The sequence below is a fragment of the Anaerolineales bacterium genome, assembly GCA_019637805.1.
Lineage (GTDB): Bacteria > Chloroflexota > Anaerolineae > Anaerolineales > UBA11579 > JAMCZK01.
The window spans coordinates 430893-456271 of the sequence record JAHBVB010000002.1; the positions used below are offsets into that span (position 1 = coordinate 430893).

Genomic DNA, 25379 nt, shown 5'->3' on the forward strand with positions numbered 1-25379 from the left:
AATAATTAATACTTTCATCCCACCGTATAATGCTTAGCTCATGAGTTTTCGCAGCTTTGTTATCACCCTCCTGTTCCTATGTGTCTTTTACATGGGCCTCAATACGCCTCTGGACCCAGACACCTGGTGGCATCTGCGCGCCGGCGAAGCCGTTTTGCAGACGGGGGCGATACCCAAGACAGATAGCTACTCCTTCACCCGGGCCGGAGAGCCCTGGCTGTACCCCAGCATGGCCTGGCTCAGCCAGGTGCAGTTGTACGCCGTGTACAGCCTGCTGGGCTTGGGCGGCCTCAACCTTTGGGCGGCCGTCCTTGTGACTTTAGCCTTCGCTTTCATTTATAACGCGATGAGCGGGCCACCGCTGCTGCGTGCCTTTGTGCTGGTGTTGGCAGTGACTGCCTCGGGACTGTATTGGGCGGCCCGACCCTATATGGTCAGTTTTGTGCTCAGCGCCGCCTTTCTTTGGATTTTGGAGGACTATCGCTGGGGGCGGGCCAACCGGCTGCTCTGGCTGCCGCTGCTGATGGCCGTGTGGGTCAACAGCCATCCTGGTTTTGCGATGGGATTCTTGGTCGTGGGGACTTATCTGGCTCCGCAGCTGCTCGCCTGGCTGGTGGGCCTTTGGCGCCGTCAGCCCGATGCTGAGGCGCTGCGCCGCCTCAAGCAGCTTGGGCTGGTCGTTCTGGGGTTGCTGTTGGGCGCTTGCCTCAACCCCAGCGGCCCGGCCATGCTGGCCTATCCTTTCCAAACCGTGTCGATCGGCGTTTTGCAAGACCATATCATTGAATGGCAGTCGCCCAACTTTCACGCTCTCAATACGCTGCCCTTTGCGCTGTTGCTCTTTCTGGCGCTCGGCGTGGTGGGCGCCTCTGGTCTGGGCCTGGCGCTCACCGACTTCTTGCTGCTGGCCGGCTTCGGGTACATGAGCCTGCTGGCCGCCCGCAACATCCCCGCCTTTGCCCTGGCGGCCCCGCTGGTGCTCGCCCGCCACGCCGAAGCCGGCCTGGCGCGCTTAGCCCGGCAGTTTGCTTGGCAGCCTGGCCCGCCGATCACCGCTCGTTGGACGCGTGGGTTGCACCTGGCCGTGGTGCTGCTGGGCGTGCTGGTCATCGGCCTCAAAGCCGCCGAGCACTTCGACGAAGAGACCCGCGCCGAGCGTTTGGCCAGCAATCTGCCCATCGGTGCGGTGGAGTACTTGCGCAAGCAGCGCCCGCAGGGCAGGCTTTTCAACTCTTACAATTGGGGAGGCTACTTGATTTGGGCCTTGCCTGAATACCCGGTCTTCACCGACGGGCGCACCGACCTGTACGGCGATGAGCTGCTCACCGACTGGCTGGACGTGGTGCGCGCTGACCCGGGATGGCAGTCTCTATTGGAAAGCTACGCTATTGACCTCATTCTGCTGGAAAAGCACTGGCCGATCGTGCCACTGTTGCCCTTTTATGATTGGCAGGTATTGTATGAAGATGAGCTCTCAATCCTCTATGGGCGGTGAACTGCATGTCCGTTGAGCAGAGCAAGGCCACACGCGGCAAAGGCTTGCTGGAGCCGTTCCTGGCCCGGCTGCGCGCCAACAAGGCCAATCAGCTCATCCCGGCTGAAGCGCGCCGCGGCCGCATTCTCGACATTGGCTGCGGCTCATATCCGTATTTCCTGACTCACACCAATTTCAGCGAGAAATACGCCATAGACCAGTTGCCGCTTAAGCTGGAGGGCACGGGCATCCACTGGCACCAGGCGGACCTGAACGCCAAGCCCGTGCTGCCCTATGCCGATGGCTATTTTGACATCATTACTCTGCTGGCCGTGGTGGAGCATCTCAATCCAAACAGCCTTCCGCAGCTGCTGGCTGAAGCCCGCCGGGCTCTCAAGCCGGGCGGCAAGGTCATCATCACCACGCCGGCTGGCTGGACAGATAATCTGCTGCACTGGATGGCGCGCCTCAGCCTGGTCAGCGCCGAGGAGATTGATGAGCATGCCTACGCCTATACCCTGCCCACTCTAGGGTGGTGTTTTGGCCGGGCCGGCTTTGCCATGCACAATATCCGTTTGGGCTATTTTGAACTGGGGCTCAACCTCTGGGCGACTGCGCAGCGCTGAGAATGGCCGCGCAAAAGTGCCTATGCTATACTGACTGACCGCGGGCGGCGCGTGAGGACTTATGGCAAAGATTTCCATTGTGGTGGTGGATGACCATCCCATTTTTCGGCAGGGGGTTGTCGATACGCTTTCCCTGGAGCCCGACTTTGCCATTGTCGGGCAGGCCGCCAGTGCCGGAGAAGCGCTCGAGCTGGTCTCCAAGCTTTCACCGATTGTCGCCATTGTGGATCTAAACCTGCCCGATTTCAACGGCCAGCAGCTCACCCGCCAATTGCATGAGGCCAAGAGCCATACCCGCGTGGTCTTGCTCACCGCCTACGATGACAGTTCGCAGGAATGGAATTCGATCGCGGCCGGCGCGGCGGCCTACTGCGCCAAAGATGTGCACCCGGAAACCTTGGTGCGCATCGTGCGCAGCGTAGCCGAAGGGCGCTATGTCGTCGCCGAGCAGGTCTTGGACCGCGAAGCGTTGCAGCGTTGGCAGGCAGAGCGGGCCAACCCCATCTCGCCCCTGAATGAGGCGGTGGGCCTGGAGCCGCTTTCTGGCCGTGAAATGGAAGTGTTGGCCTGTATCACACGCGGTCTGAGCAATAAGGAAATCGCCCGCGATCTGGCCATCAGCCATCAAACCGTAAAAAACCATGTGACCGCTGTGTTGCGTAAGTTAAAAGTAGAAGATCGTACTCAGGCAGCTGTATTTGCTCTGCGCCAGGGGTGGGTGCAGGTGGAAAAACCTTCGTAGTGCGTGCCTGGGCAGGAGATAGGCTTGACCGTTAGTTCATCATCCAAGGAAGAAGGTGCCCTGACGCTGGCCGCGGCGCTGGAGCAGCTGGACCAGGAGCGCGAGCAGACCGAGCGCGAACTGCGCGAGGTCGACCTGTTGCTTGACCAGAGCAAAAGCGAGGTGGAGAAGCTTACCCAGCGCAATGCCACCATCAACGCCCACCTGCAGCAAATGGAGTCACAAATCGACGATCTGCCGGCTGCCGATATCCGCGTCGCCTACGAGGCAGCACTGGAGGCCCAGCAGCGCCTGGTGGTGATGCGCGGCCAAATGGAAAAGCTGGCCAGCGATCGGGCTCACTTGGAGCACCAACTGCAGACCTACAAGAAAGTGCTGCAGGCCAACCAGGATCTGAATGCCCCGCAGGGCGATGGCCGCAATGCACAAAGCTCCATCGAAGTCATCACCCAGGCGCAGGAAGCCGAACGCCAGCGTCTTTCGCGCCAGATGCATGACGGCCCAGCCCAGGCGCTGTCCAACTTCATCCTGCAGGCGGAAATTGCCCTGCGGCTCTTCGATGTGGACCAGGACCAGGCGCGCCAAGAGCTGAACAACCTCAAGGAATCGGCCGCCACCACGTTCCAAAAAGTGCGTGATTTCATCTTTGACCTGCGCCCCATGATGCTGGATGATCTCGGCCTGGTGCCGACCGTCAAGCGCTACGCCAGCCACCTGGCCGAAAAATCCGGCACCGAGATCAACGTCAGCGTGACTGGAGCCGAGCGGCGTCTGGAACCGTATGTTGAAGTCATCGTTTTCCGTGTGGTGCAGGAGCTGATCAGCAATCCCGCCCTGCACAATCAAGCCACCACTATCCGCGTGCAACTGGATATTGCTGAACAGCATGTGCGCGCCACTGTGGACGACAACGGGAACGGCTTTGAAGCCCACAGCCTGCCAGATGAGGCCGAGCTGAGCATCAAGGCCTTGCGCGAGCGCATGGAAATGTTGGGTGGCACCTTTGAGGTGGAAACTTCGCCGGGCAAGGGAGCCCATTTCCAACTCTCCATTCCACTTCAGCCGTCTTTGAACAGATAACTGCGCTAGTACTAATCTCTCATTAATTCAAACCGTATTTTTGTTGCGATGAAAGCCAAAAATACTATAATGTCAATACACTTACGGTGTTCCGTAAGGAGCCTTTATTAGAAAGGAGAAATTGCCATGTTCTTCAAGTTGAACGAAAAGGGTCAGGGTATGGTGGAGTACGTTCTGATCATTGTGTTGGTCGCTATTGTTGGCCTCGTGGTTTGGGGTCTGTTGGGCGACGGCATTCAGAATACACTCAATACCATTGTTAATGCTCTGAGTGGTGCCGGCTAGTCCGATCTGCTTTCGAGCAAGATCTCGTTGTATCAAAGTGGCGGTAATTGCCACGAAGTGATTTGATAAGCAAACGCAGCCCTGGTCTTCAGGGCTGCGTAGCTTAACTCAGCCGCAGGATTTTTCTGCGGCTGATGGCAGTTTCAGGTAGACTTGGACTGTATACTGGAATCATGACAGCCAAGCGGACGTGTGCTGGTATTCGCCGCCTGGATGGAGGCAGCTAAATGCGATTGGGTAGAGCTCTTATTATTGTTTCCGTTATTCTTATTCTGGCCCTGGTGGCTTTGTATGCTGCCACAAACCTGGGTTTGACGGGTGATTCGCAAGGCGAAATCCAAACGACCGATATTGTGATCGTCGTCCAACCGATTAGCCGCGGCAGTTTGATCACGGAAGAAGCTCTGGGCTATCTGGCTTACCCCACGCAGCACACCAGCGCCAATATGCTGACCAACACCAGCCAAGCTGTGGGCCGCTTGGCGCGCTATGACCTGGAGCCCGACCAGCCGCTGCTGGTCAACATGGTGGTGAATACCGCGGAAGAGGTTGCCACCGGCGGCTCAGACACTTCGCTGGCCATCCCGGCCGGCATGGTGGCCTTCCCCATCCCGATTGATCGCTTCTCCAGCCTGGCCTATGGCCTGCGCTCCGGGGATCACGTCAACGTGATCGTGACCCTCTTGCTTACCGACCTGGACCCGGACACGCAGACCCGCCTCCCCAACAATACGGGTGTTCTACGCTCACCGGAAACCAGCACTGAAGAGGGCGGCTCCCAGGCGCTTACCGCCGAGGTTGTGATCGGCAGCGTGCCGCTGCCGCAGGGTGAAGCCGTGCTGGACGAGCTGACCGGCCAGGTGCTTTATTTGGTGCCCTCTGAAAACCAGCGCCCGCGCCTCGTCAGCCAAACCTTGCTGCAAGATATTGTCATTTTGCATGTCGGCGATTTCCCTTACGCCAATGCCAGTTCGGATACTGCAGAGGATGGCGCCGCAGTGGTTGTCTCTCCGCCAGACCTGATCACGCTCATCGTTTCGCCTCAAGATGCGGTGACCCTCAACTACTTGATCTACGCCGGCGGTGAACTGACCCTCGCTTTGCGCTCTTCGACGGATGAAAGCACCACTATCACTGAAGCGGTCACGCTGGAATACTTGTTGAGCACCTACAATATTCCAGTGCCGTCCAAGCTGCCCTACGGGCTGGAGCCGCGTATCGACGCACTGATCTCTCCTACTCGGGTGAATGTGTTCCCGCAAGTGGAAAGCGCGCCTTAGTCGATCACCTCATGTCTGCTGAAGATAAAGTTCGCGTCCTGATTGTGGATGATGTCGCTGAAACGCGCGAAAACATCCGCAAGCTTTTGCAGTTCGATGCCAATATTGAAGTCGTCGGCGCTTCGCGCACCGGGGCAGAAGGACTGGAGCTCTCCATGGAGACCCAGCCGGATGTGGTGCTCATGGACATCAACATGCCGGACATGGACGGCATTACCGCCACCGAGGCCATTCGCAAGAAGGTGCCTTTCACCCAGATCGTCATTCTTTCCGTTCAGGGCGATTCGAACTATATGCGCCGCGCCATGCTGGCTGGCGCCCGGGACTTCCTCACCAAGCCGATTGATATTGACGAGCTGACGGCCGCCATCCACCGCGCCGGCCGCGTGGCCCGCAACGAGAAGGAAAAGCTCTCCGGTGTGGGCATGTCCGAGGTCAGCGGCGGGTCGGCCGGAGGCGGCCAGCTCATCCCTGGCGACCAGGGCTATGTGGTCACCGTGTTCGGCCCCAAGGGCGGCATCGGCAAAACCACCATCGCCACCAACCTGGCCGTGGCCTTGCGCCAGCAGGGCGGGGCGGTGGCCGCGGTGGATGCCAATTTGCAGTTTGGCGATCTGTCCTTTTTCTTCAATGAGCAGGGTCGCACCAACATCACGGATCTAACCCCGCGGGCCGATGAACTCGATCGCGAGATCGTGGGCGAGGTCGTGATCAAGAATGAAGCCTCCGGTGTGCACATCCTGGCAGCGCCTATGCGCCCGGAATATGCCGATGCGGTCACAGGCCCTGAGCTCGCCTCCGTCTTGCGCTACCTGAGCCGCATGTATCCCCGTGTGGTGGTGGATACCAGCGCCTTGCTCAACGAGCTGACCCTGGCCGTCCTCGACACCACCGATATTCTGGTGTTGGTCTTCACCCAGGACATTCCCTCGATCAAGAACGTGCGCCTCTTCCTGGACCTGGCGGAGGGGCTGGGCATGCCCCGCGACCAAATTCTTTTGGTGATGAACAGTTACGACAAGCGCCGCAGTATTACCCCTGAGCGGGTGCGTGACAACTTCAAGAAAGATATTGATGTGGTCGTGCCGTTGGATGAACGCCTGGTTGTGCCCGCCATGGACCGCGGGGAACCCTTCTTGTTGCGCGGCGCCAACACGCCCAGCGGCAAGGCCGTTACGGAATTGGCCAATAAAGTGAACGCCAAGCTGAAGATGATGGTTCGCTCTCAGGTCGAGGCCAACTAGCTTAAAGGAATCTGGCCATGTCATTGATGCGCAGACTGGAACGCGACCAGAACGAGGAACCCAAGAAGCCGGTCACTCGCCCGATAGAGAAGCCGGAAAACGGCAATGACTCTGGCGGTTCGCGCCTGACCAACCTGCGGCCCAGCCGGCCCGGCGGCGCTACCCCAGCCGGGCGCACCTCCTACACAGACTTGAAGACGCGTGTTCAGACTCGCTTGCTCAGCGAAGTGGACATCACCATGGACGTCAGCAAGCTGGATGAGATCCGCCGTACCATCCAGGACTTGTTTGAAAAAATCCTGGTCGAAGAGAACATCGTTATCACCCGGCCGGAGCGCCAGCGTTTGCTGGAGCAGATCACCGATGAAATTCTGGGATACGGCCCCCTGCAACCGCTTTTGGCGGATAACAGCATCTCTGAAATTATGGTCAATGGCTACCAGAGCGTGTATGTGGAGCGCGGCGGCAAGCTGTACCGCACCCCGCTCAAGTTCGAGAGCAACGAGCATGTCATGCGCATCATTGACCGCATCGTTTCTCCGCTGGGCCGCCGTGTGGATGAGCAAAGCCCGTATGTGGATGCCCGCTTGCCGGATGGCTCGCGCGTCAATGCTGTCATCCCGCCGATCTCACTCAGTGGGCCGGTGCTCACCATCCGTAAGTTCTCCAAAGACCCGATCACGATTGACCAGTTAATCGGCTTCGGCTCCATTTCGCCCGAGGCGGTGCTGTTCCTCAAAGCCTGTGTAGAAGCCAACCTGAACGTAGTGATTTCCGGCGGTACGGGTTCTGGTAAGACCACTTTGCTCAATGTGCTTTCGACCTTCATCCCGGCGGACCAGCGCATCGTCACCATCGAAAATGCGGCGGAACTCCAACTGCGCCAGGACCATGTGGTCACGCTGGAGACGCGCCCCTCGAACGTAGAAGGCACTGGGGCGATCACCGCTCAGCAGCTGGTGGTCAATGCGCTGCGTATGCGCCCCGACCGCATTATCGTCGGCGAAATTCGTGCCGGTGAGGCGCTGGACATGCTCCAGGCGATGAACACCGGCCATGAAGGGTCCATGACCACGGCCCACGCCAACAGCCCCCGAGATGTGCTCTCTCGTATCGAGACCATGACCCTCATGGCGGGCTACGAATTACCCATCCGCGCCATCCGCGAGCAGGTTGCCTCTGCCATCGACTTGATCGTGCAGGTCGACCGTATGCGTGACGGCACCCGCAAGGTGGTCAACATCACCGAAGTGCTTGGCATGGAAGGCGATGTGATCACCCTGATGGACATCTTCGTCTTCGAGCAAAGCGGCTTTGAAGAGGGCAAGATCATGGGGCAAATGTTGCCCACCGGACTGCGGCCCGGGTTCATGGATCGCTTCGAAGCGGCTGGCATTCACATCCCAACCACATTGTTCGGCGCCGGCCAGCGCCCGAGGTATTAGACGCATGCCGTTGGTGTTTTGGATCGGACTGGGGCTGGCCATTCTGCTCCTGCTGCTGGGTACCGTAGTGGCCCTGCGCGGTGAAAAGTCCTTGGTGGATCGCCGTCTGGAACAATACCTGGATGATGTTTACCAGGACGCCCGGCAAGAGGGCGCCAAGCAAAACAGGGAAGGTGTGCTGGTCAACTGGCTCACCAAGCGCATTGAGCCCACCAATTTTGGCGAAAGCACCGCCAGGGAGCTGGCCCGTGCCGATCTCAAGCTGAAGATCGGTGAATACATTGCCCTGATCGTCATCGCTATCGGCCTGATGGGTTTGCTGGGTTATCTATTCGGCGGCGGCTCCTGGCTGTTCGGCCTGGTGGGCGCCCTGCTCGGGGCCGGGATCCCGCGCCTCTTTGTGCGCTATCAACAGGGCAAGCGTCTGCGCAAATTCGATGAACAGCTGCCAGACATGCTCAATCTAATGGTCAACAGCCTGCGCACAGGCTTCTCGGCCTTGCAGGCTATGGAAGCGGTCAGCCAGGAAATGCCTTCGCCGATCAGCGACGAATTCCGCCGCGTGGTGCAGGAAATGCAGCTGGGCGTGCCGATGGAAACCGCCCTCGACAATTTGCAGCGCAGGATCGCCAGCGGCGACTTGGACCTGGCCATCACGGCGATTAACATCCAACGTGAGGTTGGCGGCAACCTGGCGGAAATTCTGGACACCATCTCATACACCATCCGCGAGCGGGTGCGCATGCAGGGCGAGATCCGCGCCACCACCGCCCAGGTGGCCTTTTCCGGCCGCTTTTTGGCGTTTATGCCGCTGATCATTTCCGGCGTGCTCTGGGCGGTCAACCGCGACTATATGATGGGCTTCTTTGAAGAGCCGGTTATCTGCGGGATCTCGATGCTGATCACTGCCGGCGTGATGCTGGTGGTTGGCTATGTAGCCCTCACCCGCCTGGCGCAGATTGAGATCTAGCCCATGACTTGGATCGGTCTGCTGATCATCTTCATCATCATTGCCGCGGCGGTTGCCCTGGTGGTGGTAGGCCTGCGCGACCGCCAGAATTCCGACCCGCTGGCCACCCGGCTGGCTGAATATGCCGCCCGCGGCGAGATCGCCAGCCTGGAAGAGATCGAGCTCTCGCAGCCCTTCATGGAGCGCGTCGTGTACCCCACGGCGCGGCGTCTGGGCGAATTTGCCCAGCGCTTCACGCCGGCGCAGGCCATCATTGATGCTCGCCGCCGGTTGGAGATGGCCGGCGCGCCGCGCTGGTTGGAACCCAGCTTGTTCCTCGCCTCGCGCTTCGTCTTTGGCTTTGGCTTGGGCGGCCTGCTCTTTATGGTCTATTCCATATCCAATGACATCACCTTCAACACAGCGCTGATCATTCTGGCCGCTACCGTAGTAGGTTTCTTCATGCCCAACCTACTGGTGGACAGCCGTGTCACCCGCCGCCAGCGCACCATTCTGAACTCCATGCCAGACGCGCTGGACCTGCTCACCATTTCGGTGGAAGCCGGCCTGGGTTTTGACGCTGCCCTCAAAAAAGTGACCGAGAAGTGGGACAACGAACTTTCCGAAGCCTTCAGCCGCGTGTTACAAGAAGTGCAGCTGGGCAAATTGCGCCGTGAAGCCTTGCGAGACATGGCCGCCCGGCTCAATCTCTCGGAAATGGACAGCTTTGTAGCCGCCGTGATCCAGAGCGAGCAGTTGGGTGTCAGCATGTCGCGCGTGCTGCGGGTGCAATCCGATTCCATGCGCATTAAGCGCCGGCAGCGTGCTGAGGAAAGAGCCCAGCAGGCTCCCGTGAAAATGCTGATGCCGATGGTGCTGCTGATCTTCCCTACGATCGTGATTTTGCTGATGGGTCCTGCCGTGCTGCAGATCATGCGCTCCGGCATCGGCTTCTAAAACATCCCCCGGGACTATCCATTTTGAGGGGCGCCTTTCGCAGAGCTGGGACCACCGTGCTGGACTGGCTCTTCCCGCCGCGTTGCCTGGGCTGTGGCGCGCTGGGTGGTCCGTGGTGCTCGGCCTGCGACCAGCGCACCCACTGGCTGCGCGCGCCGCTCTGCGCCCATTGCGGGCTTCCGTCTGCCGAACAGGCGGCAAGCTGTGAGGCCTGCCGGGTCAATCACTATCGCTTCACTTCGGCGCGTTCATTGGCGCCTTATGCCGCTGAGCTGCGCCAAGCATTGCTGGCCTTCAAACGCCAGCAGAACATGGCCCTGGCGCAGATCTTTGCCGCCAAGCTGCAGCTGCTCTATCAGCAGCAAGCCTGGCAGGCAGACCTTGTGCTGCCCGTGCCTTTGGATGCCCAACGGGAGGCCCAGCGCGGCTTCAACCAGGCGGGCTTGCTGGCCGGGCCGCTTGCCCAGGGTTTGGGTCTGCCGCTCCCGGCCGGCGCGCTGCGGCGCAAGCCCGGCGCAAAGGTTCAGCACCGGTTGACCGCTGCGCAGCGCTGGCAGAACTTACAAGGGACATTTGTTGCAGACAAACAGGCAATCTTGGGGACGCACGTGCTTCTGGTGGATGATATTATGACTACAGGAGCTACAGCACAAGCGATCTCGCTGGCTTTGCTGGAAGCCGGCGCTGCACAAGTGTATGTCCTCACGGTGGGGCGCTCGCTCTTCCAAGACCACCAGGCGAATTTGGTAAGATAGCTCCCTATTCCGGCAAGGAGGCTGACATGACCACAGTGGTTGATATTTCCGCAAAAGACTTCCAGGTAGACGACACCTTGCGCGATTACGTCAGCTCGCGCGCAGAGAAGTTGGACCGTTATCTGCCCGATGTTGAGGACGTCAAAGTGGACCTGGCTCACCGCAAAGCGGCCAAAGCCGCCGGTGACCGCTATAAAGCTCAGATCACCCTGCGCGGCGCCAGCTTTGTACTGCGTGCCGAGGAAAATTCCGACCAGCCCAGCAACGCCTTTGACCTGGCCTTGGAAAAGATCCAGCGCCAGATGGAACGCTACAAGGGCAAGCGCCAGGGCAACAAGAGCGCCCAGCCCGTGCTTGCCGACCAGGAACTGGCCGAATTTGAGATCGAGGACGAGCCGCTGAGCGAGATCGTCCGTCAGAAACGCTTTCTCTTGCACCCCATGTCGCCCGCCGAAGCGATGGAGCAGATGCGCCTGCTGGGGCACAACAACTTCTTCGTCTTCTACAATATGGATGCCAATGGCGTCAGCGTGCTCTACCGGCGCGGCGACGACAGCTACGGCCTGATTGACACCGAGATCGCCTGAAAATCTCGGACGAGAGGAATTGAATGAGTAAAAAAGTCTATGAGGCTGCGCGCCTATTGGAAAACGGCTTTGACGCCGAGTCGATCGAACAGGCTGTGGAGAGCATTCTGAATGCGGTGGGCGAAGACCCGCAACGTGAAGGTCTGCGAAAAACGCCGCACCGCGTGGCCGGAGCCTACAAGGAGCTGCTGGCCGGCTACCGCACCGACCCCGTCAAGCTGATCAATGAGGCACTCTTTGACGTGGACTACGATGACATGGTGCTGGTGCGCGACATTGAATTCTTCAGCTTATGTGAGCACCATATGCTGCCTTTTATGGGGCGGGCGCATGTGGCTTATATCCCCAGCGGCAAAGTCATCGGCCTCTCTAAGATCCCGCGGATCGTGGATATGTTTTCCCGCCGCCTGCAGGTGCAGGAGCGGCTGACGCGTGAGATCGCCGATTTCCTGTGCCAGGCGCTTAACCCGCTCGGGGCGGGCGTGGTGGTGGAAGGGCTGCATATGTGCTCCATGATGCGCGGCGTGAAAAAGCATGACGCGCGCATGACCACCTCCACCATGGTGGGCAGCTTCCGCAGCAATCCGATCACTCGCCAGGAATTTTTGGACAGCATTTCACGCGGCGCGCAGCCGCTGCACTTCTAAAAACTGTAGGTTTGCTGCGCTTGTGCGTGTTTGCAGTTTTGTGCAATAATGGGCCACCTTGAAGCTAGCAGAGGCACAAATGGACAAGCGCATCAATAAAGCGGAAAAAGGGCAGGCCATGGTGGAATATGCCCTTCTGTTTGTGCTGATTGCTTTGTTTGTAATTGGCGGCTTCACCTTGCTCAGCAGCACGATGGGCAATGTGCTGCAAAACCTGGTGGATTTTCTGCCCTCCCCCTAGTTGGCTATGAAGCGAACGGGCCGCTAGTCTATAGCGGCCCGTTTTAGTTTAACCTCACGGCCTAAGTCCGCCGAGATCTGACGCAGGTTCAGGCCGCTGCGCGGCTCCACCAGTTCCGGGGCGCACTCGGCCAGTGGAATGGCCAGATGCGCCCGCGTCCAGATTTCGAAGTCCAATACCTGGTCTCCATAGACCAAGATGTCAATATCCATGCTGCGCGGAGCGAACTTGTCTGCCGTGCGCTGCCGGCCTAGTTCGGCCTCCAGTGGATGCAGCACTTGCGTCCTCAGCGCTTCGGCGGGCAGGTTGGTGGCTACCGTCAGCGCCGCGTTGAGAAAATCAGGTCCCTCCGAGCCGACCGCCGGGAATTGCCACACGCCGGAGACGCAGCGCACATCCAGGCGTTCCCGCAGTGCCGCAATCGCCAGGAGCATGTGGCGCTCTGGCTCGATGTTGGAGCCCAGCCCCAGATGAACGATGTGCTCATTCCCGGCTGCGTTCAATCTCCACTCCCACGGACTGGGCAAAGCGCACTGCGCCGGGTTTCTCTACGCGCACTTTAACGCTCAAGGCGCCGGGTTCTTCTAGGCACAGCGCGGCAATGTCTGCCGCCAGGGCTTCCACGGTCAGGCGCGCAGCGCGTTCAGTATGTGCCATGACCTTCTTGCTTACCGTGCGATAGTTCACGCAATCCTCAATCGCATCGCTCTGTCCGGCTGCGTGCAGGTCGGCGCCGATCTCGATATTGATCAGGATGTCCTGCGGGTGCTCGCGCTCCCAGTCGTTGATGCCGATGATGCCGCGCACCAACAGGTCTTTGATGATGACTTTATCCATTAGACAAGATGCCTTCCACCGTCCAGGTGAATGATGTCTCCGGTGATGTAACCCGGGCCAGTCAGCAAAAAGCGCAGCGTCTGGCCCACTTCGTCCAGCTCTGCCCAGCGTCCGGCCGGGGTTTGGTCGATCAGCTTGGGCGCCGCGCCGCCGTCCGCCGGGGGCAGGATCGCCCCGAGGGCGATGCCGTTGACCGTTACCTGTGGTGCCATGGCCACCGCCAGTGAGCGGGTCAGGGCCGCCAGGCCCGCCTTGCTGATCGTATAGGGCAGATGGTCGGCGGCGGGGCGCAGGGCGCGCCAGTCCAAAATGTTCACGATGCGACCGGGCTGCTGTGCGGGCAGGCCGCGCCAGAAAGCCTGGCTGAGCAAAAAGGGCGCGCTGAGGTTGAGGTCCAGGTGGCGCTGCCAGGCGGACAAGTCGCTGCTGTCCAGATCCAGGTCTTCGAAAATGGCGGCGCTGTTCACCAGGCCGTACAGCGGGCCAAATTTTCTGGCGCGCGGCACCAGCTCGCCGGCTTGCTGCAAGTCGCCCAGGTCGGCCTGCAGCATATGCACTGTGACACCTGTGGCGCTCAGCTCTGCTTGCAGCGCCTCTGCCTTTTCAGCCGAGCTGTGGTAGTGCAGCACTAGGTTGCCGCCCGCGGCCGCCACCGCCCGGGCCAGGGCGGCGCCGACGCGCACCGCGCCGCCGGTGACCAGCACCAGTTTGCCTTCCAAACTATCCATGGCTTGTATTCTACCTGTCGCCGTCAGGGATTAAGAACAAGTTAAAGGCCCGCCGATAGCGAGAGGCTGCGCGTTTGGCAGGGTTAACATCTGAGCAGTGAGTAATTTTGTGAACAACCGGCGCATCAATCCCCAGATCCTCTTGCCTTTTGTGGCCTTGGCTTTGCTCAGTGCTTGTGCGGGCGCGGCAGAGCTCTCCTTTGAGGATCTCAACATCCCCTCCAGTCAGTCTACCGCCACCGAGGAACTGCCGCGTATCCCCATGGGCAGCTCCGCTTTCCGGGCTGATGACCCGGCTGCGGTGCGGTTGGACAGCGGGCGGGTGCAGCTGATCGAGTTTTTTGCCTACTGGTGTTCCACCTGTAAGGCGATGGCGCCCACCGTGCATGGCTTGGAAGACTTGTATGGCGACCGCATGACCTTCACCTACCTGGACCGGGACGATCCGGCCACCCAATCGCTGCGCAGCCAGCTGGGCTACGTATACCAGCCGCATTTCTTCCTGCTGGGGCCTGAGGGCAGCCTGCTAGGGCAGTGGCGCGGGTACGTTGAGGGTGAAACCCTGCAGCAAGCCATCCTGCAAGCGATTGAATAACTGAATGGCTGCTGATGAGAAAGCCTGGCCGTAAGGCCAGGCTTTTTGCTTGCTTGACAAACCACTCTTGAAGGGAGTATCATCTCGGATACCCATACCCCCTGGGGGTATTAGGAGGCCCAATGCACCATAGCGATCAAACCAAACGCCGGCTCAAGACCATCGAGGGCCAGATCCGCGGCATCCAGCGCATGCTGGACGACGGTGTCTACTGCATCGACATTGTGCGCCAGGTGCAGGCGGCCCAGGCCGCGCTGGGCAAGGTCAGCCAGATGGTGCTTGAGGAGCACATGCATTCTTGCATGGTCTCTGCCATCCGCGGCGATGACCCAGACGAGCGCGAGCGTGTTCTCAGTGAAATTGCCGAAGTCTATGCGGCGGCCACCAAAAACTAATCCCATTCCCCACATCTAAAGGAGATGTCATGAATACTGTTGTCTACACTGTCCCCAAGATCCACTGCGCCAACTGCGTCCACACCGTGGAAACTGAGCTTTCGGAACTGCCCGGTGTGGAAAGCGTTAAAGCCAACAATGTTGACCAAAAGGTCATGGTCAGCTTCGATGCCCCGGCCAGTGACGACCAGATTCGCGCGGCTCTGGCTGAGATCAATTACCCGGCTGAAGCCTAATGTCCGCTGACAAGCGCGAACAGCCAGCGCGGTCACGCGTCTGGCTGTTCGCCAGCTTGTTCCTGCTGGTGGCGATACTGCTGGTCGCTTGTGCAGATCAGCCGGAACCTTTGGCCTCTGCCGCCCAACTGCAGTTGGGTGAGCAGGTCTACGCGCAGACTTGTGCGGTTTGCCACGGCGACCGCGGCCAGGGGCATGTCCTGCCCGCCGCCCCGGCGCTGGATGACAGCGAACACGCTTGGCACCACCCAGATGCTCAAATCCAGCAGCTGATCGTGCTGGGCGGCCCCACCATGCCGGCGCTCGGCGGCCAGCTCAACCACGAGGAAGTGGTGGCGGTGATCCGCTACATCCAGACCTGGTGGACCCCCGAGCAGCTGCAAGCTCAACAGGAATTCAGCCACCAGTACCCGCTGCGTGAACCATGAACCAGCCCCAGCACGATCCCGAAGATCATTCGCATCATATGCATGTCCATGATGCGCATGCGCACGCGCATCATGGACACAGCCAGCAGGAACATCACGCCCAGGGGCAGGACCATACGAGCCACGATGAGACCCACCCTGGCCATGTAGATCACAGCGGGCACGAAGGGCTCTTCCGCCAACGTTTCTGGGTCTCTGCGCTTCTTTCTATTCCGGTATTGCTGTACAGCGAAATGCTGCAGCACTGGCTGGGCTTTTCGGCGCCAGGCTTCTCCGGAGACGAATGGGTCGCCCCCATCTTTTCAACCATTGTCTTTGTTTATGGCGGTTTGCCGTTCCTGCAAATGGCCGTGCCAGAGCTGCGCCAACGCCGCCCTGGCATGATGCTGCTGATCAGCCTGGCCATCAGCGTATCCTTCCTCTACAGCTCTGGCGCTTTCCTTTTTCAGCTGGGTGAGGGCTTTTATTGGGAGTTGGTCACGCTGATCGACATTATGCTGCTCGGCCATTGGCTGGAAATGCGCAGTGTGCGCCAGGCAACCGGCAGCCTGGACGAGATCGCCAAACTGATGCCAGACCAGGCTGAGCGCATGGCCCCAGATGGCAGCCTGCAAACTGTGTCCGCCGCCGTTTTGCAGGCCGGTGATCTGGTGCTGGTGCGCCCCGGCGCGGGGATCCCCAGCGATGGCGAAGTGGTCGAAGGCATTTCTACGGTCAACGAGGCTTTGCTCACCGGCGAATCCACGCCGGTGAGCAAAGCTCCGGGTGACCGGGTTATCGCCGGCGCATTGAACGGCGATGGCAGCCTGCGGGTGCGCGTCACCGCTACGGGTGCAGGCACGGCCCTGGCCGGCATTATGCGCCTGGTGCGCCAGGCACAGCAAAGCCGCTCGCGCACGCAGATCCTGGCAGACCGGGCCGCCGGCTGGCTCTTCTATATCGCGCTGGCCGCCGCGCTGCTGACCGGCCTGGCCTGGACATTGGCTCAGGGTTTTGACCTGGTCGTCTTGGAACGCGTCGTCACCGTTTTGGTGATTGCCTGCCCGCACGCGCTGGGCTTGGCGATTCCCCTGGTGGTTGCCACCAGCACCAGCTTGGCGGCGCGCCATGGTCTGCTGATCAAAGACAGGCTGGCTTTGGAAGAGGCGCGTGCAATCAACGTGGTCGCTTTTGACAAAACCGGCACACTCACCCTGGGCCAGATGGGGTTGGCGGGGATGCGCACTCTGCAGGGCTGGGATGAGGATACGGCTCTCGCTTTAGCCGCCGCCGTGGAGGGCGATTCCGAGCATCCCCTGGCTGCCGCTGTGCGCTCTGCCGCCGCCGAGCGCGGGCTTGCGCTGCCGGCTGTATCGGACTTCGAAGCCATCAAAGGGCATGGCGTGCGCGCCCTGAGCGAAGGCCGGCAAGTCCATTTGGGCGGCCCGCGCCTGCTGCAGCACTTAGGGCTGCCAGTGCCGCCGGAGGCCGCAGAATTTGCTCAACAGGCCGGGCTCAAGGCTCAGACCGTGATTTATTTGGTGGTGGCTGGTGAGCTGGCGGCCGCCCTGAGCGTGGCCGATGTGGTGCGCCCGCAAAGCGCTGAGGTCATCCGGCGTTTGCACGCCTTGGGCGTGCAGGTGGCCATGATCACGGGAGACAGCCAGGCCGTGGCGGATGCGGTAGGGGCTGAGCTGGGCATTGACCACATCTTTGCCGAAGTGTTGCCTGAGCATAAGGAGCAAAAGGTGGCCGAGCTGCAGGCTGACGGCCAACGTGTGGCCATGGTGGGGGATGGCGTCAATGATGCTCCGGCGCTGGCGCGCGCCAACGTGGGCATCGCCATCGGTTCGGGCACAGACGTCGCTGTGGAATCGGCCGGCATTATTCTGGTCAACAGCAACCCAGTGGACGTGCTCAAGATCTTTGAGTTGAGCCGGGCCACTTACCGCAAGATGATCGAAAACCTGGTCTGGGCCACCGGCTACAACTTGGTCGCCATCCCGCTGGCCGCCGGAGCCCTGGCCTGGGCCGGCATTCTGCTTTCCCCGGCCATGGGCGCTGTGCTGATGTCGATCAGCACGGTGGTCGTGGCCATCAATGCCCAATTGCTGCGCCGGGTGCGCCTGGGCGCGATCTAACATCAATGAGAAGGACAGTTAGCCATGGCTGACACCAAACAATACAGCTTGCCCATTACTGGGATGACCTGCGCCAACTGCGTTTCTACGGTGGAGCGCAACCTTAAGAAGCTGCCGGGCGTACAAAGCGCCCAGGTCAACCTCTCCTCAGAGCGCGCCGCAGTCGACTTTGACCCGGCCCAATCCAGCCTGCAAGACATGCTGGCCCGCCTGCGCCGCGCCGGTTACGACCTGGCCAGCGGCGAAGCCGACCTGCCGATCGCCGAACTGCACGACCCCAACGACGCTCTGCGGCTGGAGAAGCTGCTGGCCGATACGGACGGTGTGCTTGAAGCCCAGGTCAATCTCAGCAGCGGCCGGGCGCATGTGCGCTATGTGCCTACGATTGCCAGCTACGCTGAACTGCGCCGCGCTGCCCAGGCGGCCGGCTTCGAAGTGCTCGAGCAGGACGGCGAAGTGCAAGACGTGGAGCGGGCTGCCCGCCAGCGTGAAGCCCGCCACCAGGCGCACCTCATGTGGATCGGCGTGCTCTTCAGCGCCCCGCTTTTCATCCTCTCCATGTCGCGTGACTTTGGCCTGCTGCCCGCCAGCCTGGCGCATGCCCCCTGGATCGAATGGCTTTTCTTTGCCCTGGCCACGCCGGTACAGTTCTATGTCGGCCTCAGTTATTACATCAATGGCTTCAAGGCCTTGCGCAATGGCGAAGCCAATATGGACGTGCTGGTGGCGATGGGTTCGTCCGCGGCCTATTTCTATTCTGTGGCGCTCTTGCTGGGCCTGCTGCCCGGCCATCATGGCTATTTTGAGACCTCGGCGCTGATCATCACATTGATCCGCGTTGGCAAATACCTGGAGATCGGCGCCAAAGGCCGTACGGGCGACTCGATCCGCAAGCTGATGGACCTGCGCCCGAAAATGGCGCGCGTCTTCCGTGACGGCCAGGAGCTGGAGATCCCCAGCGCCGATGTGCTGGTAGGGGACCGTGTGCTCGTCCGCCCGGGCGAAAAGTTCCCGGTGGATGGGGTGGTCACCGAAGGCCGCAGCGCCGCCGACGAATCGATGATCACCGGCGAGTCGATGCCGGTCAGCAAAGCCCCGGGTGACGCGGTGATCGGGGCCACGCTGAACAAGCAGGGCAGCCTCAGCTTTGAGGCCACCAAGGTCGGCAAAGCTACGGCGCTGGCGCAGATCGTGCGTTTGGTGGAGGATGCCCAGGCTAGCAAGCCGCCCATTCAAAAGCTGGGTGACCGCATTTCCGCTGTCTTTGTACCGGTTGTCATTTTGATCGCGCTAGTCACCTTTGTCGCCTGGTTCTTCCTGGCTCCGCAGGGGGAGGCCTGGACGCGGGCCATCATCAACGCCGCCGCGGTGCTGCTGATCGCCTGCCCCTGCGCCATGGGCCTGGCCACTCCCACAGCCGTGATGGTCGGCACCGGCCGCGGGGCGGAGATGGGCATCTTGATCAAGTCTGGCGAAGCGTTGGAGCGCGCCTCGGGCATCAGTATGGTGCTGCTGGACAAGACCGGCACGGTCACCCGCGGCCAGCCGGCCGTCACGGATCTCCTCACCGACGGCAGCCTGCCGGAGGACGAGATCCTGCGCCTGGCCGCCAGCGTGGAAGATGCCAGCGAGCATCCCTTGGGCGAGGCCATCGTGGCTGAAGCGGCTGCCCGCCAGATCGCCTTCACTCGCCCAGACGGGTTCCAGGCCGAGGAGGGCCGCGGCGTGTCCGCCGAGGTGGACGGCCGCCAGGTGCGCATCGGCTCCGCCCGTTGGATGGAGGAGCTTGGCTTGGATCTGGGCGACCTGGCTGCCGGCCTGCAGCGCCTGCAGACCGAGGCCAAGACCGGCGTGCTGATCGCCGTGGACGGCCAAGTGCGCGGGCTGTTCGGCATCGCCGATACGCTCAAGGACGACGCCCGCCAGGCCATTGAGGCCCTGCACCGCATGGGCCTCAAGGTGGGCCTGCTCAGCGGCGACAACCGAACCGTGGCCGAGGCCATCGGCCGCCAATTGGGCCTGGACACGGTAGTGGCCGAGGTGCTGCCCGACCAAAAGGTGGCCGAAGTGCGCCGCCTGCAGGAGCAGGGCGAAGTCGTCGCCATGGTCGGCGACGGGGTCAACGATGCCCCGGCTTTGGCGCAAGCCAACCTGGGCATCGCCATCGGCACCGGTACGGACGTGGCCATGGCCGCCGCGCCGGTGGTGCTGATCACCGGCGACCTGATGGGCGTGCCCCGCGCGATTGCCCTGGCCCGCGATACGCTGAAGGCCATCAAGCAAAACTTGTTCTGGGCCTTCATCTACAACATTCTGCTCATCCCCGCTGCGGCGATCGGCTTGCTCAGCCCCATCCTGGCGGCCGCCGCCATGGCGCTTAGCGATGTCTTTGTGATTGGCAACAGTCTGCGCTTGCGGGGCTGGAAGCCGGGCCATTAAGCAGGCTATTAAGTCAGGCTGCGTCCTGCCACGGTAGAATTGGGTTTGCTATGCGACAAACTTCGTCCTTTTCCCGCAGAGATTTCCTTAGATTGAGCGGCTTGGGTTTGGGCGCCTTTGCTCTGCCTCAGTCATTGACCACCGGCATTTGGCGTCCGTTCGAGAACGAATTCCCTACCGCAACCCGCCTGGGCCGTGCCGTGGAAGACTTCGGCCGCCCGGTGAATGTGCGCGCCGCCCCCAACTCTGACGCAGCCCTGGTGGGCGAGATCACCGGCGACGACATTGTCGAATGGCTGCGCGAAGTAGTGGGCTACACGCCGTACCGCAACCAGCGCTGGGTTGAGACGCCGCAAGGGTACATCTGGTCGCCGCTGCTGCAACCTGTGCGCAACCTGCCCAACACCCCGCTAAGCAGTCTCTCCGTAGGTGATTCTCCAGGCCTGTGGATGGAAGTCACGGTTCCCTACGTCAATGCCCAGTTGATCAACTCGCCCCCCCGCGGTTTCCGGGTCTCCTTCTTGGTCGAAAATCGCCTGCCGGTGCGCTTCTATTATGGCCAGGTGCTTTGGGTGGACGATATCCGCACCAATGACAATGGCGTGGTGGAATACCGCGTCGGTGAGTTGCACGGCCATCGCGGTGACGTGTTCTGGGCCGCTGCCGAAGCCTTCAAGCCCATCTATCCTGAAGACGTCACGCCCATCTCCCCGAACGCTGAGAACAAACGCATTGATATCAACTTGGCCCGCCAAACGCTTTCGTGCTTCGAAGATGAACGCGAGGTCTTCTTCTGCCGCGTGTCCACAGGCGATTATGGCGAAGGCCGCGCCACTCCGGTGGGCGAGTATTTGCAAGTCTTCATGAAGTACCTCTCCACCCATATGGAGGGGGGCAGCACCGGCGCGGGCTACGACCTGGGCGGTATTGGCTGGGCGACTTTCATTGCCACGGGCGGCATCGCCATCCATTCCACCTATTGGCACAACAACTTTGGCGAACGCACCTCGGCCGGGTGCGTCAATGTCACGCAGGAAGACGCCAAGCACATCTACCGCTGGACCTCGCCCGAAGTGCCGTACTATCCCGGCAAAACTGAACTGGCCGGCACGCGCGTGCGCGTGATCGAAGGCTAACGCATGCTGACTGCCCCCAGCTTCGGCTTGTCCTTTCTGGCCGGACTGGCTTCTTTTCTCTCCCCTTGCGTCTTCGCCCTGGTGCCGGCTTACATCAGCTACCTGGGCGGGCGCACTTCAGCGGTCGGTGACCAACAACCGGCCACCCGCCAGGCGCTCTCGCATGGTCTGGCTTTCGTGCTTGGCTTCAGCCTGGTCTTCATCTTGCTCGGTCTAGTATCTTCCGCCCTGGGCGCCTTGTTAGCCAGCTTGCAAGGCACCATCGCCAAGATCGGCGGCCTGCTTGCCATCGTGCTGGGTTTGCAGCTGGCCGGCATCATCCACATCCCTTTTTTGGCTTACGACCTGCGTCCGCAGAACAAACTGCAGCAGGAGCGCAGCTACCTCTCCTCTGCCATGATGGGGATTTTCTTCTCTGCAGGCTGGACGCCCTGCATCGGCCCGGCGCTCGGCGTGATCCTCACGCTGGCTGCCAATGGCGGCTCGCCCGTGCAGGGCGCCTTGCTGCTGGCGGCCTACTCTGCTGGTCTGGCCATCCCGTTCTTGCTGGCCGCCGGCCAGATCGGCTGGGTCACCTATTTGCTGCGCCGTTTCCCTCGGCTGGGGCAGGGTGTTCAGCGCGCAATGGGCCTGGTGCTGGCCTTTGTCGGCGTGCTGCTCTTCAGCGGCCGCTTGGCTACGCTGGGGACCCTGGGCTCCTTCTTCGATATTCTGGATGAGGGCCGTGTAGGGCTGTGGCTGCTGATCGCCATCGGCCTGGCGCTGCTCCTCGGACTTGTGCCGGGTTGGTGGGCCCGCCGCCAGGGCAAGCCGTTTGTGGAGTATTGGTTCCTGGGCGCCGGCCTCAGCCTGCTGATTTTTGCCGCGCTCTATTTTTCCGGGGCCTTGTCCTTCCTCACGCTTTGACCATGAAGTTGCGGTGGCTGGGTTTGCTGTTGATCTGGGCTGTAGCCGCTTGCCAGCCGCCGGCTTTCAACCGGCCCTCGCCTGAGGTCGGGGCGCTGGCCCCGGACTTCGCCCTGCAGAACTTGCTGGGTGAAACTGTCCGCCTCGGCCAACTACGCGGCCAGGTGGTGCTGATCAACTTCTGGGCCACTTGGTGCGGCCCCTGCCGATTGGAGATGCCCGCCATCCAGGCGCGCTATAATCACGGCGGGTTCAGCGTGCTGGCTGTGGACTTTGCCGAGCCGGCCCCGCAAGTGCAATCCTTCGCCGATGAATTGGGGCTCACCTTCCCCATTCTGCTGGACCCGGATGGTGCTGTGCAGGAGCTATATCGGGTGCGCGGCTACCCCACCAGCTTTTTTGTGGACCCCCAGGGCGTCATCCGCTTCTTTCACATCGGTGAGATGAGCGAAGCGATACTGGATCATTATCTTGCCGAATTGGGAGTGCTGCCTTGATCACTGTGACCCTTTACACCAAAGACAACTGTTCACTGTGTGAAACGGCCAAGCAGGATTTGCTGGCCCTGCAGGCCAAGATTCCGCATAATTTGGCCCTGGTCGATATTGAACAAGACCCTGAGCTGAAAGCGGCCTTTGGTACGCGTGTGCCCGTGGTACAGGCCGGTCCGTATACGGTTGAGGCGCCGTTTGACCGCCGCAAGCTGGAAGCTACGCTGGCGGCCGCCAACGACCGCCAGGAACAGATGGCCGGCGATCCCAAGTTTGAAGCCCGCAAGGCGCGCGGCGGCCAGATCAGCGGCAGCGACCGTTTCACCGCTTGGCTCGGCCGCAGTTATATGCTTTTGCTCAACCTGCTCTTATTCCTGTACGTTGGCCTGCCTTTCCTGGCCCCGACACTGATGAATGCCGGCTACCCGCAACTGGCCCGGCCGATTTATGGCATGTATGGCGCACTGTGCCACCAGCTGGCCTATCGCTCCTGGTTCCTCTTCGGCGAGCAGCCCTTCTACCCGCGCGCCGCGGCGGGCTTGGAAGGCTACCAGAGCTTCCAGCAAGCTACAGGGATCAACGAAGACAACCCCTCCAGTCTTTTGGAAGCGCGCCGTTTCATCGGCAACGAGCAGATGGGCTACAAAGTCGCCTATTGCGAACGCGACATCGCCATCTACGGCAGCATGCTGATATTCGGCCTGGTGTTTGCGGCCTCGGGCCGCCGTTTGCGCGCTCTGCCCTGGTGGCTTTGGGTGCTGGTGGGCATTGCACCCATCGCGGTAGACGGCTTCAGCCAGCTCTTCAGCCAAATCCCCGGTTTCAACCTGTGGGTGCACCGCGAGAGCACGCCACTTATCCGCACCATCACCGGAGCGCTGTTTGGCCTAACTACTGCCTGGTTCGGCTTCCCCATCCTGGAAGAATCAATGGCTGAGACGCGCCTGGCTGCCGCTACCAAGCAGGCGCGCCTCAAAGGCAAATCCCGCTAGCCGTCATGCCGTTTCAGACCGCTGTTGGACTGCGCTTCTTTCAATTTGACCTGTTCAAGTCCAGCGGGGTCACTCAGGCGATCTTCACCCGCCAGGGTGGGGTGAGCCAGGCGCAGTGGACCTCGCTGAATGTGGGCGCCACCGTCGGCGATGACCCCGAGAACGTGCGCCAGAACTTGGAGCGCAGTTTTGCCGCCCTGGGCCGCCCGCGCCACTCCCTGTTCGACAGTTGGCTGGTGCACGGTACCCACGCCCTGGTGGCCGAAGACCCGCGCCCGGCCGACCAGGCCAAGCCGCCCCAGGCAGATATCCTGCTGACCAACAAACCGGATGTGACGCTTTTCATGCGCTATGCCGACTGCACGCCGATCCTGCTGGTGGACCCGCGGCGGCGTGCCGTGGCCTTGGCGCATGCCGGCTGGCGCGGCACGGTGCAGCGCGCCGCCGCCCGGGCCGTGGAAGCCATGCAAGCGCAATACGGCAGCCAGCCGGGTGATCTGCTGGCAGGCATCGGGCCTTCGATTTCTGCCCGGCACTATCAGATCGGCCCTGAAGTCGTGGACGAGGTACAGGCAGCTTTTGGCGGCCAGGCGGCGGACTTGCTGCCGCAGTATAACGAGCGCACGCATTTTGACCTGACCGCCGCCAATCAGCTCATCTTGCAGCAGGCTGGGGTGGGGCAGATAGAGCAAGCCGGGCTGTGCACCTACGCGGACTCGCAGGATTGGTTCTCCCATCGCGGCTCCGGTGGCCAAACCGGCCGCTTCGGCGCTTTGCTGGCTCTGGCATGAGCCGTTTGCAAGAACTGCGCAGCAATTTGGATGCGCTGCAGGCGCGCATCGCCACCGCCGCCCAGCGGGCGGGTCGGGATACTGCCGATGTGCGCCTGGTGGCGGTGAGCAAAGGCCATCCGGCGCAGGACTTGGCAGCTTTGCATCAGTTGGGCGTACATGACATGGGTGAGAGCTACCTGAGCGAAGCGTTGCCGAAGCGAGCTGAGCTGCCACACTTGCCAGGATTGCGCTGGCACATGATCGGCCATGTGCAAAGTCGCAAGGCGGCCGACGTGGCTGAGCATTTCGATTGGGTGCATTCGGTGGACAGCCTGCGGCTGGCCGGCAAGCTCAGCGCTGCGGCTGGCGCCGCTGGTCGCAGGTTGGCAGTGCTGCTGCAGGTTAACCCCAGCGCCGAGCCCAGCAAGCACGGCTGGCTGGCTCACGATGAAACGCATTGGGCCCGGGCGCTGCCTGAAATCGAGCAGGCGCTCCAGTTGCCGGATTTGGACATCCGTGGCTTAATGTGCATGGCCCCGTTCACGGACACGGCCGAGCAGGCCCGGCCTTATTTTGCCCGCACCCGAGACTTACTTGCAGACTTGGCTCGGCGCTTTCCCCAGGTTGGTTTGGATCAACTTTCCATGGGGATGACAAATGACTTTGAGGCAGCCATCGAAGAAGGCGCCACCCTGGTCAGGGTGGGCACCGCCGTCTTCGGGGCGCGCCCCTGACGGAGAAGGCATGGTTCAATTGATTCGCTTGATCGTGGATGTGCTCACTTGGATGGTCGTTTTGCATGTCCTATTGGGGTACATACTTCCGCCATATCATGCCCTGCGTGAAGCACTGGAACGCCTTGTGGAGCCGATGCTGGCGCCTATCCGCCGCTTTATGCCTCCCATGGCCGGGCTGGACTTCAGCCCGCTGGTGTTGATCTTTGTGCTGCACCTGTTGGGAAACATGCTCACCCGCTTGCTGGTTTTCTAGG

General features: G+C 61.1%; 31 protein-coding genes. 27 read left to right on the forward strand and 4 right to left on the reverse strand.

Features of this window, described 5'->3' with window-relative positions; genetic code table 11:
• Positions 1–40 precede the first annotated feature (40 nt).
• The 14 genes from KF885_07755 (at position 41) to KF885_07820 (ending at position 12312) form a co-directional block, all read left to right on the forward strand.
• Entirely contained in the window at positions 41–1495 is a 1455-nt protein-coding gene (locus tag KF885_07755) for a hypothetical protein (GenBank protein MBX3049052.1), read from the forward strand.
• 5 nt (positions 1496–1500) lie between these two features.
• Positions 1501–2100, forward strand: a complete 600-nt coding sequence (locus KF885_07760; protein MBX3049053.1) for a class I SAM-dependent methyltransferase — start codon at positions 1501–1503, stop codon at positions 2098–2100.
• A gap of 61 nt (positions 2101–2161) precedes the next feature.
• Positions 2162–2842, forward strand: a complete 681-nt coding sequence (locus KF885_07765; GenBank protein MBX3049054.1) for a response regulator transcription factor — start codon at positions 2162–2164, stop codon at positions 2840–2842.
• Between the two features lie 24 nt (positions 2843–2866).
• A complete protein-coding gene (locus tag KF885_07770) occupies positions 2867–3922 on the forward strand; it encodes a hypothetical protein (protein MBX3049055.1) in 1056 nt (351 codons plus the stop codon).
• Between the two features lie 126 nt (positions 3923–4048).
• The gene (locus KF885_07775) at positions 4049–4207 is read left to right on the forward strand and encodes a pilus assembly protein (GenBank protein ID MBX3049056.1); all 159 of its coding nucleotides are present in this window, start codon (positions 4049–4051) and stop codon (positions 4205–4207) included.
• A 227-nt stretch (positions 4208–4434) separates the two neighbouring features.
• Positions 4435–5487 (forward strand): hypothetical protein, encoded by a 1053-nt coding sequence (locus KF885_07780; GenBank protein MBX3049057.1) that lies wholly within the window; start codon positions 4435–4437, stop codon positions 5485–5487.
• 11 nt (positions 5488–5498) lie between these two features.
• The gene (locus KF885_07785) at positions 5499–6731 is read left to right on the forward strand and encodes a response regulator (GenBank protein ID MBX3049058.1); all 1233 of its coding nucleotides are present in this window, start codon (positions 5499–5501) and stop codon (positions 6729–6731) included.
• A gap of 26 nt (positions 6732–6757) precedes the next feature.
• On the forward strand, positions 6758–8176 hold the full coding sequence (locus tag KF885_07790) for a CpaF family protein (GenBank protein MBX3049059.1): 1419 nt from the start codon (positions 6758–6760) through the stop codon (positions 8174–8176).
• A gap of 4 nt (positions 8177–8180) precedes the next feature.
• Positions 8181–9146 (forward strand): type II secretion system F family protein, encoded by a 966-nt coding sequence (locus KF885_07795; protein MBX3049060.1) that lies wholly within the window; start codon positions 8181–8183, stop codon positions 9144–9146.
• Between the two features lie 3 nt (positions 9147–9149).
• On the forward strand, positions 9150–10082 hold the full coding sequence (locus tag KF885_07800) for a type II secretion system F family protein (GenBank protein ID MBX3049061.1): 933 nt from the start codon (positions 9150–9152) through the stop codon (positions 10080–10082).
• 56 nt (positions 10083–10138) lie between these two features.
• Positions 10139–10837: a ComF family protein gene (locus KF885_07805; protein ID MBX3049062.1), complete on the forward strand. Its 699-nt coding sequence runs from the start codon at positions 10139–10141 to the stop codon at positions 10835–10837.
• A gap of 26 nt (positions 10838–10863) precedes the next feature.
• Entirely contained in the window at positions 10864–11424 is a 561-nt protein-coding gene (raiA, locus tag KF885_07810) for a ribosome-associated translation inhibitor RaiA (GenBank protein ID MBX3049063.1), read from the forward strand.
• A 23-nt stretch (positions 11425–11447) separates the two neighbouring features.
• Positions 11448–12071, forward strand: coding sequence for a GTP cyclohydrolase I FolE (folE, locus tag KF885_07815; protein MBX3049064.1), 624 nt, complete (start codon positions 11448–11450; stop codon positions 12069–12071).
• A 79-nt stretch (positions 12072–12150) separates the two neighbouring features.
• On the forward strand, positions 12151–12312 hold the full coding sequence (locus tag KF885_07820; GenBank protein MBX3049065.1) for a pilus assembly protein: 162 nt from the start codon (positions 12151–12153) through the stop codon (positions 12310–12312).
• Positions 12313–12335: 23 nt separating this feature from the next.
• Here the strand turns inward: KF885_07820 and folK are convergent, their stop codons facing one another.
• Genes folK through KF885_07835 form a run of 3 tightly spaced genes read right to left on the reverse strand, consistent with a single transcriptional unit; the run spans position 12336 to position 13877 of the window.
• A complete protein-coding gene (folK, locus tag KF885_07825) occupies positions 12336–12815 on the reverse strand; it encodes a 2-amino-4-hydroxy-6-hydroxymethyldihydropteridine diphosphokinase (GenBank protein MBX3049066.1) in 480 nt (159 codons plus the stop codon).
• Complete coding sequence (locus tag KF885_07830; protein MBX3049067.1) at positions 12796–13149, reverse strand: dihydroneopterin aldolase; 354 nt, start codon at positions 13147–13149, stop codon at positions 12796–12798. Before KF885_07830 ends, folK begins: the two co-directional genes overlap by 20 nt.
• The gene (locus KF885_07835; protein MBX3049068.1) at positions 13149–13877 is read right to left on the reverse strand and encodes an SDR family oxidoreductase; all 729 of its coding nucleotides are present in this window, start codon (positions 13875–13877) and stop codon (positions 13149–13151) included. Before KF885_07835 ends, KF885_07830 begins: the two co-directional genes overlap by 1 nt.
• Before the next feature lie 97 nt (positions 13878–13974).
• Between KF885_07835 and KF885_07840 the strand changes: the two genes are divergently transcribed.
• The 4 genes from KF885_07840 (at position 13975) to KF885_07855 (ending at position 15531) form a co-directional block, all read left to right on the forward strand.
• A complete protein-coding gene (locus KF885_07840; protein MBX3049069.1) occupies positions 13975–14472 on the forward strand; it encodes a hypothetical protein in 498 nt (165 codons plus the stop codon).
• Positions 14473–14594: 122 nt separating this feature from the next.
• Positions 14595–14867, forward strand: a complete 273-nt coding sequence (locus KF885_07845; protein ID MBX3049070.1) for a metal-sensitive transcriptional regulator — start codon at positions 14595–14597, stop codon at positions 14865–14867.
• A gap of 29 nt (positions 14868–14896) precedes the next feature.
• Positions 14897–15103: a heavy-metal-associated domain-containing protein gene (locus KF885_07850; GenBank protein MBX3049071.1), complete on the forward strand. Its 207-nt coding sequence runs from the start codon at positions 14897–14899 to the stop codon at positions 15101–15103.
• On the forward strand, positions 15103–15531 hold the full coding sequence (locus tag KF885_07855) for a cytochrome c (protein ID MBX3049072.1): 429 nt from the start codon (positions 15103–15105) through the stop codon (positions 15529–15531). Before KF885_07850 ends, KF885_07855 begins: the two co-directional genes overlap by 1 nt.
• Here the strand turns inward: KF885_07855 and KF885_07860 are convergent.
• Positions 15489–15695 (reverse strand): hypothetical protein, encoded by a 207-nt coding sequence (locus KF885_07860; GenBank protein ID MBX3049073.1) that lies wholly within the window; start codon positions 15693–15695, stop codon positions 15489–15491. The two genes, KF885_07855 and KF885_07860, sit on opposite strands and share 43 nt — an antisense overlap.
• Positions 15696–15749: 54 nt before the next feature.
• On the opposite strand from KF885_07860, the gene KF885_07865 reads away from it, so the two are divergent.
• Genes KF885_07865 through KF885_07905 form a run of 9 tightly spaced genes read left to right on the forward strand, consistent with a single transcriptional unit; the run spans position 15750 to position 25378 of the window.
• A complete protein-coding gene (locus KF885_07865; GenBank protein ID MBX3049074.1) occupies positions 15750–17651 on the forward strand; it encodes a copper-translocating P-type ATPase in 1902 nt (633 codons plus the stop codon).
• A gap of 24 nt (positions 17652–17675) precedes the next feature.
• Entirely contained in the window at positions 17676–20090 is a 2415-nt protein-coding gene (locus tag KF885_07870; protein ID MBX3049075.1) for a heavy metal translocating P-type ATPase, read from the forward strand.
• Positions 20091–20140: 50 nt separating this feature from the next.
• Complete coding sequence (locus tag KF885_07875) at positions 20141–21226, forward strand: L,D-transpeptidase family protein (GenBank protein MBX3049076.1); 1086 nt, start codon at positions 20141–20143, stop codon at positions 21224–21226.
• A gap of 3 nt (positions 21227–21229) precedes the next feature.
• Positions 21230–22132, forward strand: coding sequence for a hypothetical protein (locus tag KF885_07880; GenBank protein MBX3049077.1), 903 nt, complete (start codon positions 21230–21232; stop codon positions 22130–22132).
• 2 nt (positions 22133–22134) lie between these two features.
• Positions 22135–22629: a TlpA family protein disulfide reductase gene (locus tag KF885_07885; GenBank protein ID MBX3049078.1), complete on the forward strand. Its 495-nt coding sequence runs from the start codon at positions 22135–22137 to the stop codon at positions 22627–22629.
• Positions 22626–23615 (forward strand): DUF2085 domain-containing protein, encoded by a 990-nt coding sequence (locus KF885_07890; GenBank protein MBX3049079.1) that lies wholly within the window; start codon positions 22626–22628, stop codon positions 23613–23615. Before KF885_07885 ends, KF885_07890 begins: the two co-directional genes overlap by 4 nt.
• A gap of 5 nt (positions 23616–23620) precedes the next feature.
• Positions 23621–24406 carry a peptidoglycan editing factor PgeF gene (gene pgeF / locus KF885_07895; protein ID MBX3049080.1) on the forward strand — a complete coding sequence of 262 codons (786 nt, stop codon included), beginning with the start codon at positions 23621–23623 and terminating at the stop codon, positions 24404–24406.
• Positions 24403–25122 carry a YggS family pyridoxal phosphate-dependent enzyme gene (locus KF885_07900; protein MBX3049081.1) on the forward strand — a complete coding sequence of 240 codons (720 nt, stop codon included), beginning with the start codon at positions 24403–24405 and terminating at the stop codon, positions 25120–25122. Before pgeF ends, KF885_07900 begins: the two co-directional genes overlap by 4 nt.
• Positions 25123–25132: 10 nt before the next feature.
• Entirely contained in the window at positions 25133–25378 is a 246-nt protein-coding gene (locus tag KF885_07905; GenBank protein MBX3049082.1) for a YggT family protein, read from the forward strand.
• The last annotated feature ends 1 nt before the right edge of the window (position 25379 follow it).